The organism is Klebsiella sp. K4, assembly GCF_014596785.2.
Taxonomy (GTDB): domain Bacteria; phylum Pseudomonadota; class Gammaproteobacteria; order Enterobacterales; family Enterobacteriaceae; genus Klebsiella; species Klebsiella pneumoniae.
On the sequence record NZ_CP115021.1, the window covers coordinates 1,892,774 to 1,909,605 of the forward strand.

General features: G+C 52.5%; 20 protein-coding genes and 1 pseudogene. 20 read left to right on the forward strand and 1 reads right to left on the reverse strand.

The features are described 5' to 3' along the window. The first annotated feature begins 28 nt into the window (after nucleotides 1-28). Nucleotides 29-619 (forward strand): tail assembly protein, encoded by a 591-nt coding sequence (locus IB144_RS09385; protein WP_117103483.1) that lies wholly within the window; start codon nucleotides 29-31, stop codon nucleotides 617-619. Between the two features lie 40 nt (nucleotides 620-659). On the opposite strand, the gene IB144_RS09390 is transcribed toward IB144_RS09385, so the two are convergent. Continuing rightward, complete coding sequence (locus IB144_RS09390; RefSeq protein ID WP_117103482.1) at nucleotides 660-1,535, reverse strand: restriction endonuclease; 876 nt, start codon at nucleotides 1,533-1,535, stop codon at nucleotides 660-662. 195 nt (nucleotides 1,536-1,730) lie between these two features. Between IB144_RS09390 and IB144_RS09395 the strand changes: the two genes are divergently transcribed. The 19 genes and pseudogenes from IB144_RS09395 to IB144_RS09485 all read left to right on the forward strand — a co-directional run bounded on the left by IB144_RS09395 (nucleotide 1,731) and on the right by IB144_RS09485 (nucleotide 16,786). Then, the gene (locus IB144_RS09395) at nucleotides 1,731-2,699 is read left to right on the forward strand and encodes an IS5-like element IS903B family transposase (RefSeq protein ID WP_072193976.1); all 969 of its coding nucleotides are present in this window, start codon (nucleotides 1,731-1,733) and stop codon (nucleotides 2,697-2,699) included. Nucleotides 2,700-2,898: 199 nt separating this feature from the next. After that, nucleotides 2,899-3,999, forward strand: a pseudogene (locus IB144_RS09400) (terminase TerL endonuclease subunit); the annotation flags it as partial. Further along, complete coding sequence (locus IB144_RS09405; RefSeq protein ID WP_017880262.1) at nucleotides 3,993-4,172, forward strand: hypothetical protein; 180 nt, start codon at nucleotides 3,993-3,995, stop codon at nucleotides 4,170-4,172. The pseudogene IB144_RS09400 and the gene IB144_RS09405, both read left to right, overlap by 7 nt. Then, nucleotides 4,172-5,431, forward strand: coding sequence for a phage portal protein (locus tag IB144_RS09410; RefSeq protein ID WP_064081153.1), 1,260 nt, complete (start codon nucleotides 4,172-4,174; stop codon nucleotides 5,429-5,431). Before IB144_RS09405 ends, IB144_RS09410 begins: the two co-directional genes overlap by 1 nt. Before the next feature lie 36 nt (nucleotides 5,432-5,467). Further along, nucleotides 5,468-6,388, forward strand: a complete 921-nt coding sequence (locus IB144_RS09415) for a S49 family peptidase (RefSeq protein WP_064081152.1) — start codon at nucleotides 5,468-5,470, stop codon at nucleotides 6,386-6,388. Nucleotides 6,389-6,465: 77 nt separating this feature from the next. Next, entirely contained in the window at nucleotides 6,466-7,752 is a 1,287-nt protein-coding gene (locus IB144_RS09420; RefSeq protein ID WP_017898995.1) for a phage major capsid protein, read from the forward strand. Between the two features lie 58 nt (nucleotides 7,753-7,810). Then, a complete protein-coding gene (locus tag IB144_RS09425; protein ID WP_014907814.1) occupies nucleotides 7,811-8,071 on the forward strand; it encodes a hypothetical protein in 261 nt (86 codons plus the stop codon). Next, nucleotides 8,052-8,369 carry a head-tail connector protein gene (locus IB144_RS09430; RefSeq protein WP_020317538.1) on the forward strand — a complete coding sequence of 106 codons (318 nt, stop codon included), beginning with the start codon at nucleotides 8,052-8,054 and terminating at the stop codon, nucleotides 8,367-8,369. The genes IB144_RS09425 and IB144_RS09430 overlap by 20 nt, the downstream gene beginning before the upstream one ends. Then, complete coding sequence (locus IB144_RS09435) at nucleotides 8,366-8,704, forward strand: head-tail adaptor protein (protein WP_017880259.1); 339 nt, start codon at nucleotides 8,366-8,368, stop codon at nucleotides 8,702-8,704. The genes IB144_RS09430 and IB144_RS09435 overlap by 4 nt, the downstream gene beginning before the upstream one ends. Continuing rightward, nucleotides 8,685-9,074, forward strand: coding sequence for a hypothetical protein (locus tag IB144_RS09440; RefSeq protein WP_017880258.1), 390 nt, complete (start codon nucleotides 8,685-8,687; stop codon nucleotides 9,072-9,074). The genes IB144_RS09435 and IB144_RS09440 overlap by 20 nt, the downstream gene beginning before the upstream one ends. A 5-nt stretch (nucleotides 9,075-9,079) precedes the next feature. Next, nucleotides 9,080-9,472 (forward strand): HK97-gp10 family putative phage morphogenesis protein, encoded by a 393-nt coding sequence (locus IB144_RS09445; protein ID WP_031280394.1) that lies wholly within the window; start codon nucleotides 9,080-9,082, stop codon nucleotides 9,470-9,472. Between the two features lie 31 nt (nucleotides 9,473-9,503). Beyond that, nucleotides 9,504-9,965, forward strand: a complete 462-nt coding sequence (locus IB144_RS09450; protein ID WP_014228913.1) for a major tail shaft subunit — start codon at nucleotides 9,504-9,506, stop codon at nucleotides 9,963-9,965. Nucleotides 9,966-10,022: 57 nt separating this feature from the next. Continuing rightward, complete coding sequence (locus tag IB144_RS09455; RefSeq protein ID WP_014228914.1) at nucleotides 10,023-10,388, forward strand: phage tail protein; 366 nt, start codon at nucleotides 10,023-10,025, stop codon at nucleotides 10,386-10,388. A 232-nt stretch (nucleotides 10,389-10,620) separates the two neighbouring features. Continuing rightward, nucleotides 10,621-13,956 carry a phage tail tape measure protein gene (locus tag IB144_RS09460; RefSeq protein ID WP_149358943.1) on the forward strand — a complete coding sequence of 1,112 codons (3,336 nt, stop codon included), beginning with the start codon at nucleotides 10,621-10,623 and terminating at the stop codon, nucleotides 13,954-13,956. Next, a complete protein-coding gene (locus IB144_RS09465) occupies nucleotides 13,956-14,294 on the forward strand; it encodes a phage tail protein (protein ID WP_017880254.1) in 339 nt (112 codons plus the stop codon). Before IB144_RS09460 ends, IB144_RS09465 begins: the two co-directional genes overlap by 1 nt. Then, nucleotides 14,291-15,046, forward strand: a complete 756-nt coding sequence (locus IB144_RS09470) for a phage minor tail protein L (protein WP_023289191.1) — start codon at nucleotides 14,291-14,293, stop codon at nucleotides 15,044-15,046. Before IB144_RS09465 ends, IB144_RS09470 begins: the two co-directional genes overlap by 4 nt. Nucleotide 15,047: 1 nt before the next feature. Next, the gene (locus tag IB144_RS09475; RefSeq protein ID WP_017880253.1) at nucleotides 15,048-15,758 is read left to right on the forward strand and encodes a C40 family peptidase; all 711 of its coding nucleotides are present in this window, start codon (nucleotides 15,048-15,050) and stop codon (nucleotides 15,756-15,758) included. A gap of 35 nt (nucleotides 15,759-15,793) precedes the next feature. After that, the gene (locus IB144_RS09480) at nucleotides 15,794-16,129 is read left to right on the forward strand and encodes a hypothetical protein (protein WP_031280393.1); all 336 of its coding nucleotides are present in this window, start codon (nucleotides 15,794-15,796) and stop codon (nucleotides 16,127-16,129) included. A gap of 51 nt (nucleotides 16,130-16,180) precedes the next feature. Continuing rightward, nucleotides 16,181-16,786: a tail assembly protein gene (locus tag IB144_RS09485; protein ID WP_032432808.1), complete on the forward strand. Its 606-nt coding sequence runs from the start codon at nucleotides 16,181-16,183 to the stop codon at nucleotides 16,784-16,786. Nucleotides 16,787-16,832: the final 46 nt, after the last annotated feature.

Below are 16,832 nucleotides of genomic sequence, written 5' to 3' on the forward strand. Positions count from 1 at the left end.
TTATATGACTTTTTACAGAGAAATGTTTATGAACGAAAAAATGACACGAATTGAACTGAGCGGTGTGCTTGGTAAAACTTTTGGTAAGGTTCATCATCGTTTAATTAGCACCGTACATGAGGCAGGGATCGCATTAGCTGCGACGCTACCTGGGTTTGAAAAGTATATGATTCATAGTAAGGAACAAGGATTAACCTTCGCTATTTTCAAGGGTAAAAAAAACATAGGTGAGAACGATTTAAATTTTCCTATAACAGGTGATGTCATCCGTATTGTACCGGTGATCATGGGTAGCAAAAAAGCTGGTTTCCTTCAAACTATCTTAGGGGCGGTTATTGTTGCGGTTGGTTCAGTAGCCACATTTGTATTTGATCAACCGTGGGGCGTTAATGTGATGATGGCTGGTGGTGCCATGATGCTAGGGGGTGTAGTCCAGATGCTTTCTCCGCAGCCCGTAGGCTTGGCTCGCAAGGAATCCCCGGAAAATAAAGCATCATACGCTTTTGGTGGCGTCACGAATACGGTATCACAAGGTTATCCAGTCGGTTTACTATACGGAAAACGTCGAATCGGAGGGGCAATTATTTCCGCTGGGGTTTATACAGAAGATAAACAGTGATAATGAAAAGCCTGAAAGGAGTGTTTCAGGCTTAGATTTTTTATTTTGTTCTTCCATCTTTGAAAATCATTTGTTTTGAACCCGAAAGATAGTTTTGAACAATGCCCAGCAAATCTTTTGAATAATCAATTGTTGATGTGAATGTTATGGGTTCATGGTATTCGTAACCAAGTTCATAACCACTGATTTTTATTTGAATGTCGCCGTTCTCACTTTGAAGGTAAGAGTTGTTACTCAATTCTTCTCTAAAAGTTCCTTCTCCATACTTGATGTCAGGTATTTTAATTTTCAACATGCTGGATAATTTATAAAGAGAGTAAAAGTCACCATTGGTACAATTTTTAATGAATAATTCATTGCTCGGTATGCTACTAAGTTTCTGAATTATTGTATCGACATCCAAATCTTTTTGCGAGTCTAGCCATGATTGTTCAATAGATGGCGTGAAATATTTTATTACTGGAGGGGTCATTGCAGTGACATTTATTTGAAGTTGCTTAATTAATGGTGTTCCGTCAGGTGCCATCCAGTCGGAATCATTTGCCTCACGGACAATAAGTAAATCTATTTTGTTGTTTTCGGCCTTTATTTTTGCTCCGCTTTGGTAGCCGGTTTTTGTTGCATAAATAAGCCTTAATCCTGGGATGTCATCTGTTTTTCCGAGAAATGCATCGATTTTATCAACAGTAATGGTCGATGCATAATCCTTGCATTCAATCACGGTTTTATATTCATGGCCACCAATGTTAAACTCCCAATACACGTCAAACTGTCTATCGATGCCATTTCTATCTTTTATTATTTTGTTGGTTTCTACTGTTATATTTTTTAAATGGGATATGCCTTCTGCATTTATCAAGCTTTGTTGTATTGTACGAACAAACTCTTCATACGCCTTACCAGTATTTTTAACCATATTACCCTTCTTTCTTAGGAAATTATTTCATTTAAATGCGCCTGCAAGCTTGTAATCAACTTGCGATTTCCTTTTTATGTCATGAATTCAGATGGTTAGCTGCACTTAACTTAAATATTATAGTCGTAATAGATAAGGCCATCTGTGATTTAGATTCAGGAGTGGCTTTGTTGAATAAATCGAACTTTTGCTGAGTTGAAGGATCAGATCACGCATCCTCCCGACAACACAGACCATTCCGTGGCAAAGCAAAAGTTCAGAATCACCAACTGGCCCACCTACAATAAAGCCCTCATCAACCGTGGCTCCATAACTTTCTGGCTGGATGATGAAGCTATTCAGGCCTGGTATGAGTCGGCAACGCCTTCATCACGGGGAAGACCTCAGCGCTATTCTGACCTTGCCATCACGACTGTGCTGGTCATTAAACGCGTATTCAGGCTGACCCTGCGCGCTGCGCAGGGCTTTATTGATTCCATTTTTTCTCTGATGAACGTTCCGCTACGCTGCCCGGATTACAGCTGTGTCAGCAGGCGGGCAAAGTCGGTTAATGTCAGTTTCAAAACGCCCACCCGGGGTGAAATCGCACACCTGGTAATTGATTCCACCGGGCTGAAGGTCTTCGGTGAAGGCGAGTGGAAAGTCAAAAAGCATGGCCAGGAACGCCGCCGTATCTGGCGTAAGCTGCATCTCGCCGTTGACAGTAAAACACATGAAATCATCTGCGCTGACCTGTCGCTGAACAACGTTACGGACTCAGAGGCCTTCCCGGGTCTTATCCGGCAGACTCACAGAAAAATCAGGGCAGCATCGGCAGACGGCGCTTACGACACCCGGCTCTGTCACGATGAACTGCGGCGTAAGAAAATCAGCGCGCTTATCCCACCCCGAAAAGGTGCGGGTTACTGGCCCGGTGAATATGCAGACCGTAACCGTGCAGTGGCTAATCAGCGAATGACCGGGAGTAATGCGCGGTGGAAATGGACAACAGATTACAACCGTCGCTCGATAGCGGAAACGGCGATGTACCGGGTAAAACAGCTGTTCGGAGGTTCACTGACACTGCGTGACTACGATGGTCAGGTTGCGGAGGCTATGGCCCTGGTACGAGCGCTGAACAAAATGACGAAAGCAGGTATGCCTGAAAGCGTGCGTATTGCCTGAAAACACAACCCGCTACGGGGGAGACTTACCCGAAATCTGATTTATTCAACAAAGCCTTCAGGAGTGTAACTTCATGGGCACATCTGCGTGTAACTTTAGCTCTTCTGCCTGTGTATTGCTATGTGTATTGCTCATAGAACCAGTCAGTGTCATCAAGCTCCCTTAAAGTGATATTTAACATAGAGTTAAAAGTTCTTGCAATAAATATCACGAACATACTACTGATGCGCTTTACACCACCATGACCACCGGTATGGGGGCTCGTGAACAACCGATGACACTGATCATCACCACCGCTGGCTATGACATTACATCCCCTTGCTATGAAAAGCGTACTCAGGTTGTCGAGATCCTGCGGAGAACCCGTAATGGCGAGGAAAATGAAACCATATTTGGGCTGATTTATGGCCTTGATGACGATGATGACTGGACGACTCCTGAGGCATTAATCAAGGCAAACCCCAACTATGGCATTTCGGTAAAAGCAGATTTTCTCCGGGCTAAACAATTATTGGGTATGTCGACGCCCGGGCAGACAAACAAGATTCTGACCAAGCATTTCAATCGCTGGGTAAGCGCAAAATCAGCTTATTACGACTTGAGAAAATGGATGGATGCAGCCGATAAAAACCTTAAGTTGTCAGATTTTGAAGGGGAAGAATGCTGGCTGGGTATCGATCTGGCCTCGAAAGTTGACCTCAATGCCGTGGTTCCAGTTTTTCGTCGTGAAATAGACGGAATAACACATTTTTACTGTGTTTCTCCTCTGTTCTGGGCACCCGAAGAAACCATTTACTCGCAGGAGACCGCGCTGAAAAGTACCGCAGAACGTTATCAGTCCTTTGTCCGGCAGGGTAAGTTGATCCCGACCGATGGTGGCGAAGTTGATTACAGGCTGATATTTGAAACGATCCTGAAGCTGCGGAATACCGTAAAAATTGCCCAATGCCCCATTGACCCTTATGGCGCGACTTCATTACGTCACATGCTCGAGGAAGAGGGGCTTGAGCCTGTCGAGATAAGACAAAATTTTACCCATATGAGTGATCCTATGAGAGAGATTGAGGCTGCGCTCATCTCGGGGAGATTCCATCATGACGGACACCCTGTCATGAACTGGTGTATTTCCAATATCGTCGGCCAGTACCTTCCCGGAAGTGACGATATTGTGCGTCCCGGGAAAGAAGGGCGGCAGAACAAGATAGATGGTGCGGTTGGTTTAATGATGGGGCTGGGGCGCGCCATGCTTAACAGTTCAGTGATGACATCCGTATACGATGAGGAAGATATAGCATGCTAATTTCAGTTTTGAGTTTTATTGTCGGCCTCACTGGTGCTGGATTGTTATCCGCAGGTGCCTGGCTTATTTCTCCATCAGTGGGATTGATAACAGGAGGGGTTATTTGTCTGGGCTGGTCATATATGACAACCCGGGCCTTTTCCTCCGGCGTCAGCAATGGCGGAGGTGAATAATGTTCCTACCCCAGATGTTCAGGGGCCGACAATACTCGGGAAATGGCTTCTGGGAAGCCATGCTGGGCGGGGTTCGTTCAAGCCAGAGCAAAACTGGCATCATAATCACGCCGGAAACTGCTCTGGGACTTTCTGCGATCCGGGCCTGTGTTACCCTCCTGGCGGAGTCCGTCGCGCAGCTGCCGTGCGAACTTTACCGGCGGGATAATAATGGCGGGCGCCAGCGTGCGACGGATCACCCGGTTTATGACCTGATTCACTCCCAGCCTAACAGGAAAGACACCTCATTCGAGTATTTCGAGCAGCAGCAGGGGTTGTTGGGGCTGGAGGGAAATTGCTACTCGATCATCGAACGGGACGGAAAAGGCTACCCGAAAGAGCTGATCCCCATTAACCCGAAAAAGGTCATTGTGCTGAAAGGGCCGGACGGTATGCCGTATTACCAACTCCCGGAAGTCGGCGAAATTCTGCCGATGCGCATGATGCACCATGTGAAGGTCTTTTCTCTGGATGGCTATATCGGCAGTTCCCCCATTCAGACGAACGCCGATGTTCTGGGGCTGAATCTGGCGGTTGAGGAGCATGCGGCCGCGACATTCCGGCGCGGGACAACGATGAGCGGGGTGATAGAGCGTCCGAAAGAGGCCGCGACCATTAAAAGCCAGGATGCTATTGATCGCCTGCTGGCGAAATGGACCGAGCGCCATTCCGGTATTCACAATATGTTCTCTGTGGCATTGCTGCAGGAGGGCATGAGCTATAAACAACTGTCGCAGGATAACGAAAAGGCGCAGCTGCTACAGTCGCGGCAGTGGGGCGTGGAAGAGGTCTGCCGGCTCTATAAAATCCCGCCACATATGGTGCAGATGCTGGCGAAAGCGACCAACAACAACATCGAGCACCAGGGCCTGCAGTTCGTGATGTATACGCTGCTGGCCTGGCTGAAACGCCATGAGGGTGCGCTGCAGCGCGATCTGCTTCTGCCCAGCGAACGCCGCGATTTGTACATCGAGTTCAACGTTTCCGGGCTGCTGCGAGGCGATCAGAAATCACGCTATGAATCTTATGCGCTGGGCCGCCAGTGGGGATGGCTATCCACTAACGATATCCGGCGCATGGAGAATCTGCCGCCAATTGCTGGCGGGGACAAATACCTGACGCCGCTCAATATGGTCGACAGCGCGAAGATCCTTCCTGGCGATAAGTCGCCGACAGCAAAACAGCTGGCCGAAATCGAAACCCTTCTGGCCAGAGCCTGATTATTTCCCGCTGCGCGGGATGACCTGGAAGACAACATGACAACGAGATTAATTAACCTGCCGCACCTGGCAGATATGGTCTTTGGTGTGCCGCATTACGTTACGCGGCAAACAATGGACTCCGTGAAAGCAGTGCTCATCCCCCGCATTCAGGGGGGCACCGAAGATGCCGTCATTCAGATGGCGCTGAATCCGGGTAAATCACCTGCTGCTGAGCAGGTCCAGCCCACCGGCGGGGTGGCGGTGATCCCCGTTCACGGCATTCTTGTTCCACGCCGGGGGCAGATTACGGCGATGTGCTCCGAGCTGACCAGCTACGAGCGGATCCGCGGGCAGTTGCAGGTGGCGTTAAACGACCCCTCAATCAGCGAAATCGTTCTGGATATTAACTCCGGCGGCGGCGCAGCGGTGGGGTGCAAGGAGCTGGCCGATTACATTTATCAGTCTCGCGACACGAAACCCATCACGGCGATTGTGAACTACAGCGCGTATTCCGCCGCGTATTTCATCGCGTCGGCCTGCAGCAAAATCATCGTCAGCCAGACCAGTGGCGTGGGGTCGATTGGTGTGATCATGGAGCACCTCGATACGTCGAAGATGGAAGAAAAAATGGGGCTGACGTTCACCACCATTTACCGGGGAGATAACAAAAATAACGGCACCCAACATGAACCACTGAGTGAAGAGTCGCTGGGTATGTTCCAGGACATGATCGACGAAATGTACGAGACGTTTACGGGGTCGGTGGCCGAATATCGCGGCCTGAAGCAGCAGGCCGTCATTGATACGCAGGCGGGGCTGTATTTTGGCCCTGGCGCTGTGTCAGCCGGCCTGGCGGATGAAGTCTCTGACCCCCAGGCGGCGATCAATGCTATCGCGGCAAAGTATCAGCAACCCCGTCAAAAAACCTCCATTCAGATGCAGGCAGCCGCGATGGATCTGCAAACCAAAATGTAACCCGGCGCAAACACAAACCGCGTCACCTTAAGCAGCCAGCAGGCTGCTTTTTTTATGTCTAAAAAGAGAGAAATCAAATGCCACAGATTGAAGAATTGCGTCGTCAGCGTGCGGGTATCAACGAACAGGTTCAGGCCCTGGCAACCATTGACGCCAGCGGCAGCACGCTGACTGCGGAGCAGCTGACGGAGTTTGCGAACCTGCAGCAGCAGTTCACTGATATCAGCGCCAAAATTGAACGCCTGGAAGCCGCCGAACGTGCTGCGGCGCTGGTCGCAAAACCCGTTAAAGCGACTCAGCAGGCCCCCGGCATTATTGTTAAGCAGGAGCCTAAACAGTACACCGGTGCTGGCATGACCCGACTGGTTATGTCTGTCGCCGCAGGCGCAGGGAATCTGCAGGACGCGGCAAAATTCGCTTCAGAAGAGCTGAATGATCAGTCCGTATCGATGGCCATTTCCACCGCAGCGGCGTCCGGTGGTGTGCTTATTCCGCAGAACCTCCACAGTGAGGTGATCGAGCTACTGAGCGACCGAACCATCGTCCGCAAGCTGGGTGCCCGTCCCGTTCCGCTGCCTAACGGTAATATGACGCTACCACGCGTGGCCGGTGGAGCAACGGCAAGCTACACAGGAGAAAACAAAGACGCCAAGACATCAGAAACACGCTTTGATGATGTAAAACTTACGGCGAAAACTCTGATTGCGATGGTGCCTATTTCCAATGCACTGATTGGCCGCGCCGGATTCAACGTCGAGCAGCTGGTCCTGCAGGATATTCTGACCGCCATCTCAGTGCGTGAGGATAAAGCCTTTATGCGCGATGACGGTACCGGCGATACACCGATTGGTATGAAGGCGCGCGCGACGCAGTGGAACCGCCTGCTGCCGTGGGAAGCTGATGCAGCGATCAACCTGAACACAGTTGACGAGTACCTGGACAAGATCATTTTGATGGCGATGGACGGCAACAGCAATATGATCAGCAGCGGCTGGGGCATGTCGAACCGTACCTATATGAAGTTGTTTGGGCTGCGTGACGGCAACGGCAACAAAGTCTATCCGGAAATGGCTCAGGGATTACTTAAAGGATATCCGGTTCAGCGTACCAGCGCGATCCCTGCGAATCTGGGGACCGGGGGTAAGGAGACTGAGATTTACTTTGCTGACTTCAATGATGTGGTTATCGCTGAAGACGGCAATATGAAAGTCGACTTCTCGAAGGAAGCCTCTTACATCGATGCCGATGGCACCCTGGTATCTGCGTTTTCCCGTAACCAGTCGCTAATCCGCGTTGTTACTGAGCATGATATTGGCTTCCGTCATCCGGAAGGCCTGGTGCTGGGTACCGGCGTCCTGTTCTAACCCATCCCTCAGTAAATACGGCCCGCATATGCGGGCTTTTCCCTTTCAGGAGAATGTTATGGCTGCGAAAAATAAAGCAGTGGAGCCGGAAGAAACAGGCACACAGGACAACCATGCGACCGTGGTCGCACAGGCAGAGCGTAAATCCGTTGTGTTCCTTGGGCCGCACCACCGTTATTCCCGTGGAGATATCGCGTGCTTTGAAGGATCGCGCGCCGAAGAACTGGTTAAGCGGCGTATCGCGGTATGGCCGGAGGATGCCGAACGTGCGCTGAAACCGAAGCCGGGAGACAGCGATTTTGATACTGACATTGGATGATGTGAAAACCCAGCTACGCCTGGAACTGGACTTCACGGAGCATGATGCCATGCTCACGCAAATGGTGAACGCCGCGCAGCGGAGCATCGAGCGTGATTACTACTGCAAGCTGGTCACCAGTGATGAAGAGCTGCAGGCGCTCCCGGAGACCGTCCGCGGATTTATCGCGGATGAAGATATCCGGCTGGCTATTCAGTTTCTGGTCAGCGATGCGTATCTGAATGGCCATACCGGACAGTGGCTGGAAACCGCTGCGGTGAGGCATCTTCTTTTCCCCCTGCAGGAGCATACGCTATGAGCCTGAAACCGGGTGATATGAACTGTCGCATTGCAATTAGCTACGTTCAGTCCGGTCGTGGGCCGCTGGGCGAACCGCTACCGGAAAAGCAGGTTGAATCGGGAAAAGCGTGGGCAATACGGGAGCTGGTATCGGGGCGAAAAGTCCGCACGCTGGATCAGCAGCAGGTGGTGGAAACCTGCCTGTTCACGGTCTATCCGGGCGTGCTGGTTGATATTGACTGGAAAATCACGACGAAAAATCTGGTTTATACCGTCCGGAATATCGACCGCAAAACAGACCGGATCATTATCACGGGGGAGGCTGACGGGCGGCATGATAGAGCTGGCGATTAAGGGTGCGCTGGAGCGCATCACCGGCATGAATGCGTATCCGCTTTTACTGCCGGACACGGTCCAGGAAGGTGCGACCTTTCAGCGTATCTCTGACCCGGAAATGGTCTCGGGAATGTTGCGAACGGGGATCGTATCTGCCCGTATCCAGGTGAATCTGTACCGTCTCGATGATTACACCTCACTGCTGCAGCTGGATAAAAAAATCTGGACGGAACTGAAGTCCGTCGTTCATGGCCAGCTGGAGGGTATCCCGGTTCAGTATGTGGAGCGAGGCGGTATTCATCAGGATAAAAACCAGCTGACGAATCGTCGCATTCAGTATCGCCTGACCCGCGATTTCATCATTCACTACGTGGAGGACTCCTCGTGATCCGAATGGAAGTTAAAGGGCTGGATGAGCTGGAGCGGCAGTTAATGGCCCTGGGCGAAAAAGTGGCGACGAAGGTATTGCTGGATGCCGGGCGCGAAGCGCTAAAGGTCGTCGAGGAAGATATGAAGCAGCATGCCGGCTTTGACGAAACGTCTGCCGGGCCGCACATGCGGGACTCAATCAAAATCCGCTCTTCCACCCGCAAGGGTAAAGGGAACGCGGTTGTAACGCTCCGTGTTGGCCCCAGCAAGCAGCACCATATGAAGGCGCTGGCGCAGGAGTTTGGCACGGTTAAACAGGTTGCAGACCCCTTTATCCGACCCGCCCTGGATTACAACCTCCAGACCGTTTTGCGCGTGTTAACCGTGGAAATCCGAAACGGCATTGAAAACAGGTAGCATCCGCTGCCGTATAAAAAGAGAGAGAAACATGGCTGATAAAACTTCGCCTGAATATGCGATGTTGCCGGCGGGCACCATTGTGAAATACGGGGAGCCTGGCGCTGCCACGTCAGCGCTGAAACCGCTGATTAACTGTAAAGCGCTGGGTGCAATGGGGCAGACGGGGGGCTTTGTCGACTGCACCACGTTACTGGATAAGCAGAAACAGTCCATCAGCGATCTGCCTGACGGGCCTGAAAAGTCGCTGGGCTTCATTGATGATCCGGGCAATACCGATTTTGCCGCGCTGCTGAACGCAGCAGAGGCCCGCAAGACCATCCAGTTATACGTCGAATTACCCAACAAGCGAACAGCGACGATGCTCCTGGCGCTGTCCGGGTGGCAGATGAATGAAATCGCCGCTCCGGCGAATGAGGTCATCCAGATCACTGTTCAGGGTAAACAGAACAAGATCACCTGGGGAACCGTCGCTGTCTCCGGCGGCGCCTGATTAACTTAACCTGTAAACAGCCACCTTCGGGTGGCTTTTTATTTTTAAGGACTACCTGTGAAAGATAAAGATTACCTGTCCACGCTGAAATCCGCGTTGCTTAAATCGGAGCCAACCGTCATTAAAACCGAGTTATTTGGCGCCACCGTATTCATCCGCCGCCTGACCGGGGATTACCTCATCAGCTACGAAGAGAAAATGGCTGAAACCGCAAAAGCTGGCGCAGCGCGCGAGGCATCGGAGCAAGTCATTCAGATCGTCATCGATGCACTGGTTCAGCCGGATGGAACGGCCATTCCGGATGAATTTAAACCCACGGCAGCCGAGCTGCTGAAGGCCCATGAAAACCCCGAACTGCTGGCCGCTGTGGAAAAAGTGAAGCAACACGCAATCGGCAAGCTGGAGGAAGCGGAAAAAAACTGAGTGACTCGCCCTGGCTGGAGCTGATCTTCTGGCTGGCCGACCGCTGGGGCGAGCCTGACCCATCCAAAATTGCCGCATTGCCGGCCAACACTCTGTACCACTGGCGAGCCTACTTCCTGAAACAAGGCACTTTCCGCCGTCCTGGCGATGAAAACGCGCCACCTACCGAAACCACACCTGCGCCATCCCGGGTCGATGATGAATGCGCGGCAGTCATGAGGGCATTAATGTAATGGCAGACGTCGCATCTTTAGCGGTCGGGCTGCACCTGAACGCAGCCAGTTTTAAATCCCAGCTGCTGGGAGCGTATGGCGATGCGGAGAACCAGTCACGACGGTTCAACCGTAATGCCCAGGCGGACGCGAAAAAGACGGAGGACGCCTATAAAAAGGTCGGTCTGTCGATATCCGGGATGGCCAGCCGGCTGGCGGGGCTGGCAGGAGCCGGCCTTTCCATCGGTACGATCGTCACCACGTCCAGACAATATGGACAGGCATTATCAGACCTGCAGGCCATCACCGGTGCGACTGCTGCTGAAATGAAAGCGCTGGATCTGGCTGCGCAGGAAATGGGACGCACGACAGAGTACAGCGCCAGCCAGGCCGCCGAGGCGCTAAAGCTGATGGCGTCGGCTAAACCGGAGCTTTTAAAAACGTCCGATGGACTGCAGAAGGCTACGAACAGCGCGCTTATCCTGGCACAGGCCGCCGGCACAACGCTGCCCGATGCGACCAGAACGCTGGCGCTCTCCTTAAACCAGTACGGGGCGAGCGCGCAGGAGGCGGATCGTTATATCAACGTGCTGGCCGCCGGCGCGAAGTACGGGTCGTCGGAGATTGTGGATACAGCGGCCGCCATTAAAAATGGTGGCGTCGCAGCCGCACAGGCCGGCGTTGGTTTTGAGCAGCTGAATGCCGCGATTCAGGTGCTGGCAGAGCGTGAAATTAAAGGCGGGGAAGCCGGCACGGCGCTGCGTAACGTCATCCTGAATCTGGAAAAGGGCACGGACAAGAGCCTCAAGCCGTCCGTGGTTGGTCTCAGCCAGGCGCTGACCAATCTTTCCGGGAAAAATCTCTCCACGGCCCAGGCCGTAAAACTGTTTGGCGTGGAGAACCTGAATGCGGCGTCTATCCTGGTCCAGAACCGTTCAAAGCTTGATGAGCTAACCGCTTCCCTGACCGGTACCAAAACGGCGCATGAGCAGGCATCCATCAGGGTTAACAACCTGAACGGCGATTTGCTGGGGCTGAGCAGTGCGTTTGAAGGGATGGTCATTAAGATCGGCCAGAGCAGTAACGGGCCACTCCGCAGCGGGATTCAGGTTGCCACGGAGGCACTGAACAGCCTGGCAGACAATTTCAACACCGTCTCCAGCGTGGCGCTTTACAGCCTGATCCCCGTGTTATCCACGAAACTGACTGCAGGGCTGCGGGAGAATATCGCGGCCTGGCGGGAAAGCCAGGCGGCGGCAAAAGCGCGGGCGCAGGCTGATGCGGATATTGCCCGCAAAACGCTGGATTCGACAGCGGCCATCCTGAAACAGAACGACGCTGAGTTTGGCCACTACCGGCAGATGGAGCGGACGGCTAAACAGTACGGGATGAATATCAGTTACCAGGATGAGTTTACCCGGCTTATCCGGCAGGAAACTGAGCAAACGAACCTGGCCAGCCAGGCGAAACTGAAACTGGCAGCGGCAAACCGGCAATTGTCGATATCAGCCCGTGCGGCCTCCGTTGCGGTGGGCCTGGCAAGAGGCGCCCTGGCTTTTGTTGGTGGTCCGGTTGGCGCGGCGACGCTGGCTGGCTCTGCATTACTGTATTTCCATCAACAAGCAAAAGAAGCCCGGCAATCGGCCATTGATTTAAAAGATGCCGTAGTGGAAACCAGTGAAGCGCTGATGCGCCTCTCGCTTAACCAGTTAAATGTGAAGCAGTTCGACCTGGAGGATAAGTATGAAAACCAGGTCGTGCAGCGTAACCAGCTGATAAAAGAGATTCAGGATGCCGACAGTCGTATCGACAGCCTGAAAGGGTTTGACCCCTTCGGCCAGCTGGAAGGGGTGACAAAAGACCAGACGCGGGCGCGGGCGGATCTCGATAGCGTTAACGAGGGACTCCGCAAAACCGAGGAAAACATTAAGCGTGTCAGTGATGCAAAAACACTGGCTCAGCTGGGTTTATCGGGAAAAATAACCTCCCTTACGGACGATCTGAAAGGAGCGTTAAGCACGCCCCCCAAAGAGACCGGAGATGGAAATCCCTGGGGCGGCGATGGCGGTACCGGCACGGGGAAAGGCAGTAAGTCCCAGGTCGACCAGTTCAAAACGCTGCGGCAGCAAATTGAAGAAGCCCATGCATCCAGCCTGGCCAGAATTAACCTGCAGGAAAAGGACAGCAATAGGGAGCTGCAGGAAGCGGCGAAGAAAAATGTCGCCAGTGATGCTGACCTGCAGCGCGTGCTGTTAATGAATGCAGAGAACTACCAGAAACAGCGACTGGATCTGGCCGCGCAGTATTCCCCCGCCCAGGAAACTCTGCGAAAAGAGCAGGAAGCCAGCCGGGACCTGGCTGAGCTTTTCAAAGCCCGCCTTCTTGATGAAAAAGAGTACCAGGCCGCACGAATAACGCTGGCCAGAGATACTGCGAAAGAGCTGCTGCAGGCGCATGCCGATGAAATCGCTGCGCCGGCACTGGATATCGCCGGCGAAGTTGATCCACTGGTCTCGCTGCGCAATCAGCTTGCGCAGCGGCAGGCATTGCTGCAGGCGTACTACCAGGGCAGCGCGATCAGCAAAGAACAGTACGAAATGCTGATGCAGAAGGCGACGAAAGAATCCGCCGATGCGCAGTATCAGACGTCACTGGAGTTATACCGATCACAGGGAGAATTCCAGAGCCTGGCCGTCGGGTTATTTGAAACGGCCCATGAGCGCTCGGGCAACTTCCTGACGAGCATGCTGACGCGGACGAGAAGCTTTAAGGAGAACATGGCTGACCTGTTTTCCTCGCTCACGCAGTCGATCATAAAAAAACTCGTTGATATGGCCGCTCAGGCGCTGGTCACCAGTTCCGTCATGCAAACCATTATGGGCGTGGTGGGCGTCGGGACCAGCGTTGTCACGGGCGCTGCGGGCGCAGGCTCGGGGACGGCGATCCAGAATGCCGCCAGTAACTTCCAGTTCAACGCCAAAGGCGGCGTTTACGACTCGCCGTCGCTGAGCGCATACAGCAACCAGGTCTACGACTCTCCGCAGTTCTTCGCTTTCGCAAAAGGGGCCGGCGTATTTGGCGAGGCCGGGCCGGAGGCCATCATGCCGCTGACGCGTGCCGGCGATGGTTCGCTGGGTGTACGCGCTGTCGGTGGTGGTCAGAACGCCGGCGCGTCGGAAGGGCCAAAAGTCTATATCACGATTGAAGGCGGAAACACCTCAACGCAGGCGCCGTCTGGTTTTGAGCAGTTTGGCCAGCAGATCGGCTCGTTTGTGGAGAAAAAATACAGGGAGCTGATGGCGCAGGATATGCGCCCTGGCGGGATGGTCTGGAATGCAGTTAAAGGGCAACGCTAATGGCTATTGAGATATTCACCTGGAGTCCGCGGGTTAATCCCCAGCAGACCGTTAACTTTCGTGTCCGGAAGGCGCAGTTCGGTGACGGGTATGCGCAGGTATCCGGCGATGGTATTAACACCCGATCACAGGATTGGGAGCTGAGTTTTGTCGGTACGGAGGACTATATCCGTCCGATTAAGCAGTTCCTCGACCGTCATGCCGGCACCCGCGCGTTTCAGTGGACCCCGCCTCTGGAAGAGGTGGGGCTTTACCGCTGCGAACAATATAAACCGGTGCCGCTGGGCGGCGGAAATTACTCACTTTCAGCCACTTTTATTCAGGCATTTAAACCATGAGCCTTAACGCGAATTATCAGAAGTTAGAGCCAGGCGATGAGGTTCGTCTCCTGGAGATCGATGGCCAGGCGTTTGGCCTGGATGAGGTTTTGTATTTCCACGGCTATAACGTTCCCCATACTGCAGCCGAAATCCTCGCCGCTGGCGGCGACCTGGATAAGCTGCCGGCGAAAAGCATCTGGTGGCAGGGGCGGGAGTATAAAGCCTGGCCATGTGAAATCGAAGGGATCGAGTCCTCCACCACGGGCAGTGACGCGCAGCCAACGCTGCGGGTAGGGAACATCGACGGGAAGATATCCGCGCTCTGTCTTCATTACGACGATCTGGCTCTGGCGCGGGTTGTCATCCACGACACGCAAAAACAGTATCTCGATGCGAAGAACTTTCCGGACGGGAATGCCTCAGCTGATCCGACGCAGGAGAAACGGCGCCTTTTCTTCATTGACGTAAAGCATTATGAAGACGATGAGAAGGTGGAATTTACTCTCTCCAGCCCGTTTGCCCTGCAGGGGATGATGATCCCGACTCGCCAGCTGCATGCGATTTGCACCTGGTGTATCCGCAATCAGTACCGCAGCGGTAACGGGTGCGACTATGCCGGCACCCGGTATTTTGACAGGAACAATCAGCCAGTTGATGACCCGTCGCAGGATGTCTGCAACGGAACGCTCACGGCCTGCAAATTACGTCATGGTGAGAATAGTGAACTGCCGTTTGGCGGGTTCCCCGGCACCTCATTAATCAGGAGCTGATATGCGTCAGAAAACGATTAAGGCCATCCAGGAACATGCGGCCGCAGAATATCCGCGCGAGGCCTGCGGCCTCGTCGCCCAGAGGGGCCGAGCGGAGCGTTATTTCCCCTGCCGGAACCTGGCCACAGAGTCGAAAGATAATTTTGTGCTGGCGCCGGAGGATTATGCGGAGGTTGAGGAATGGGGAACGATCACCGGTATTGTTCACAGCCATCCTGATGCCACCACCCAGCCGAGCGAACTGGATAAAGCGCAATGCGACGCGACCCTTCTCCCCTGGCATATTATCAGCTGGCCAGAAGGCGATCTCCGTACCATCCACCCGCGCGGTGAGTTGCCGCTCCTCGAGCGGCCCTTCGTGCTGGGCCACTACGATTGCTGGGGCCTGGTGATGAGCTATTTTCGGCAAACCCACGGCATCGAGCTGCACGATTACCGCGTCGATTATCCGTGGTGGGAAAAGGAGTATCCGGACAATTTTTATCAGGACTGCTGGTATGAATGCGGGTTCCGTGAGTTTGATGGCCCACCACAACCGGGTGATATGGTGATCATGCAGGTGCAGGCGGATAAGTGGAACCACGCCGGGATTCTGCTGGAAGGGAACCTGCTGCTGCATCACCTCTATGGCCATCTCAGCAAGCGCGTGCCGTATGGTGGGTACTGGATGGAAAGGACAATGAAGGTCGTTCGGTATAAGTCTCTATGTTAACCTTTAAGGAAATGGCATCTAAAAAGGATATGGAGATGAAAAAAACAGCCCTGCTATTTTCAATGTTTATGCTTAGTGGTTGTATGGCAAGTTCTTTGGAATCGCAAGAGCCAATATATTCCGGAAATTCACAAAAAAGCATAGATAAAATAAGTAAGTGCCTTGCTCCTAAATGGGTTGAATTAAGGCCATCAAGCTCAGTTATCCCTACTGAGACAGGGTATAAAATTGTCGCGTCGGATGATTTATTAGGAACTGTATCCATAGCAAAAATAGAACCTTCCAAAGAAGGTGGAAGCAACGTTCATGTTTATGCTATATCTAAAGGTTGGAATGACCCTTGGGGAAAAGCTGCGAAAAGTTGCATGTGAATTTAAATAACGAAACAAACCCACCTCGGTGGGTTTTTTATTGGGGTGAGCATGAAAGAGGTAATGACAAAAATAGAATTAGGCGGAATTTTGGGTAAAACTTTTGGGAAGTATCATCAAAGACTTGTTTCAAACTCATCTGAAGCTGTTAGAGCCTTATGTTGTACCTTAGAGGGTTTTGAAAAATTTCTTAATAAAAGCAAGGAAAAAGGGATAACGTTTGCAGTATTTAAGGGCAAAAAAAATATTGGTGAACGTGATTTATCATTTCCTCTTACAGGAGAGGTTTTACGCATAATTCCGGTTGTCATTGGTAGTAAAAAAGCAGGTGTTTTACAAACAATTATGGGCGCGGCGTTGGTTGCAGTTGGGGTTATCGTTGGATATGTTTCTGGGTGGACCGGTGTAGGTTGGGCTGTTGGTTCTAAGATGGCAATGATGGGCGGTGCTATGATGCTCGGTGGCGTCGTTCAGATGCTTTCCCCACAGCCAGCTGGCCTGGCACGAAAAGAATCCGCTGACAATAAAGCGTCCTACGCCTTTGGGGGAGTGACGAACACTGCCTCTCAGGGATACCCAGTCCCTTTGCTTTATGGCAGACGCCGAATTGGCGGCGCCATTATATCTGCCGGTATTTACGTAGAAGACCAGCAATAAGTTTTATTCAGTAAACCATCCAATTCAGGCCACCTTGCGGTGGCTT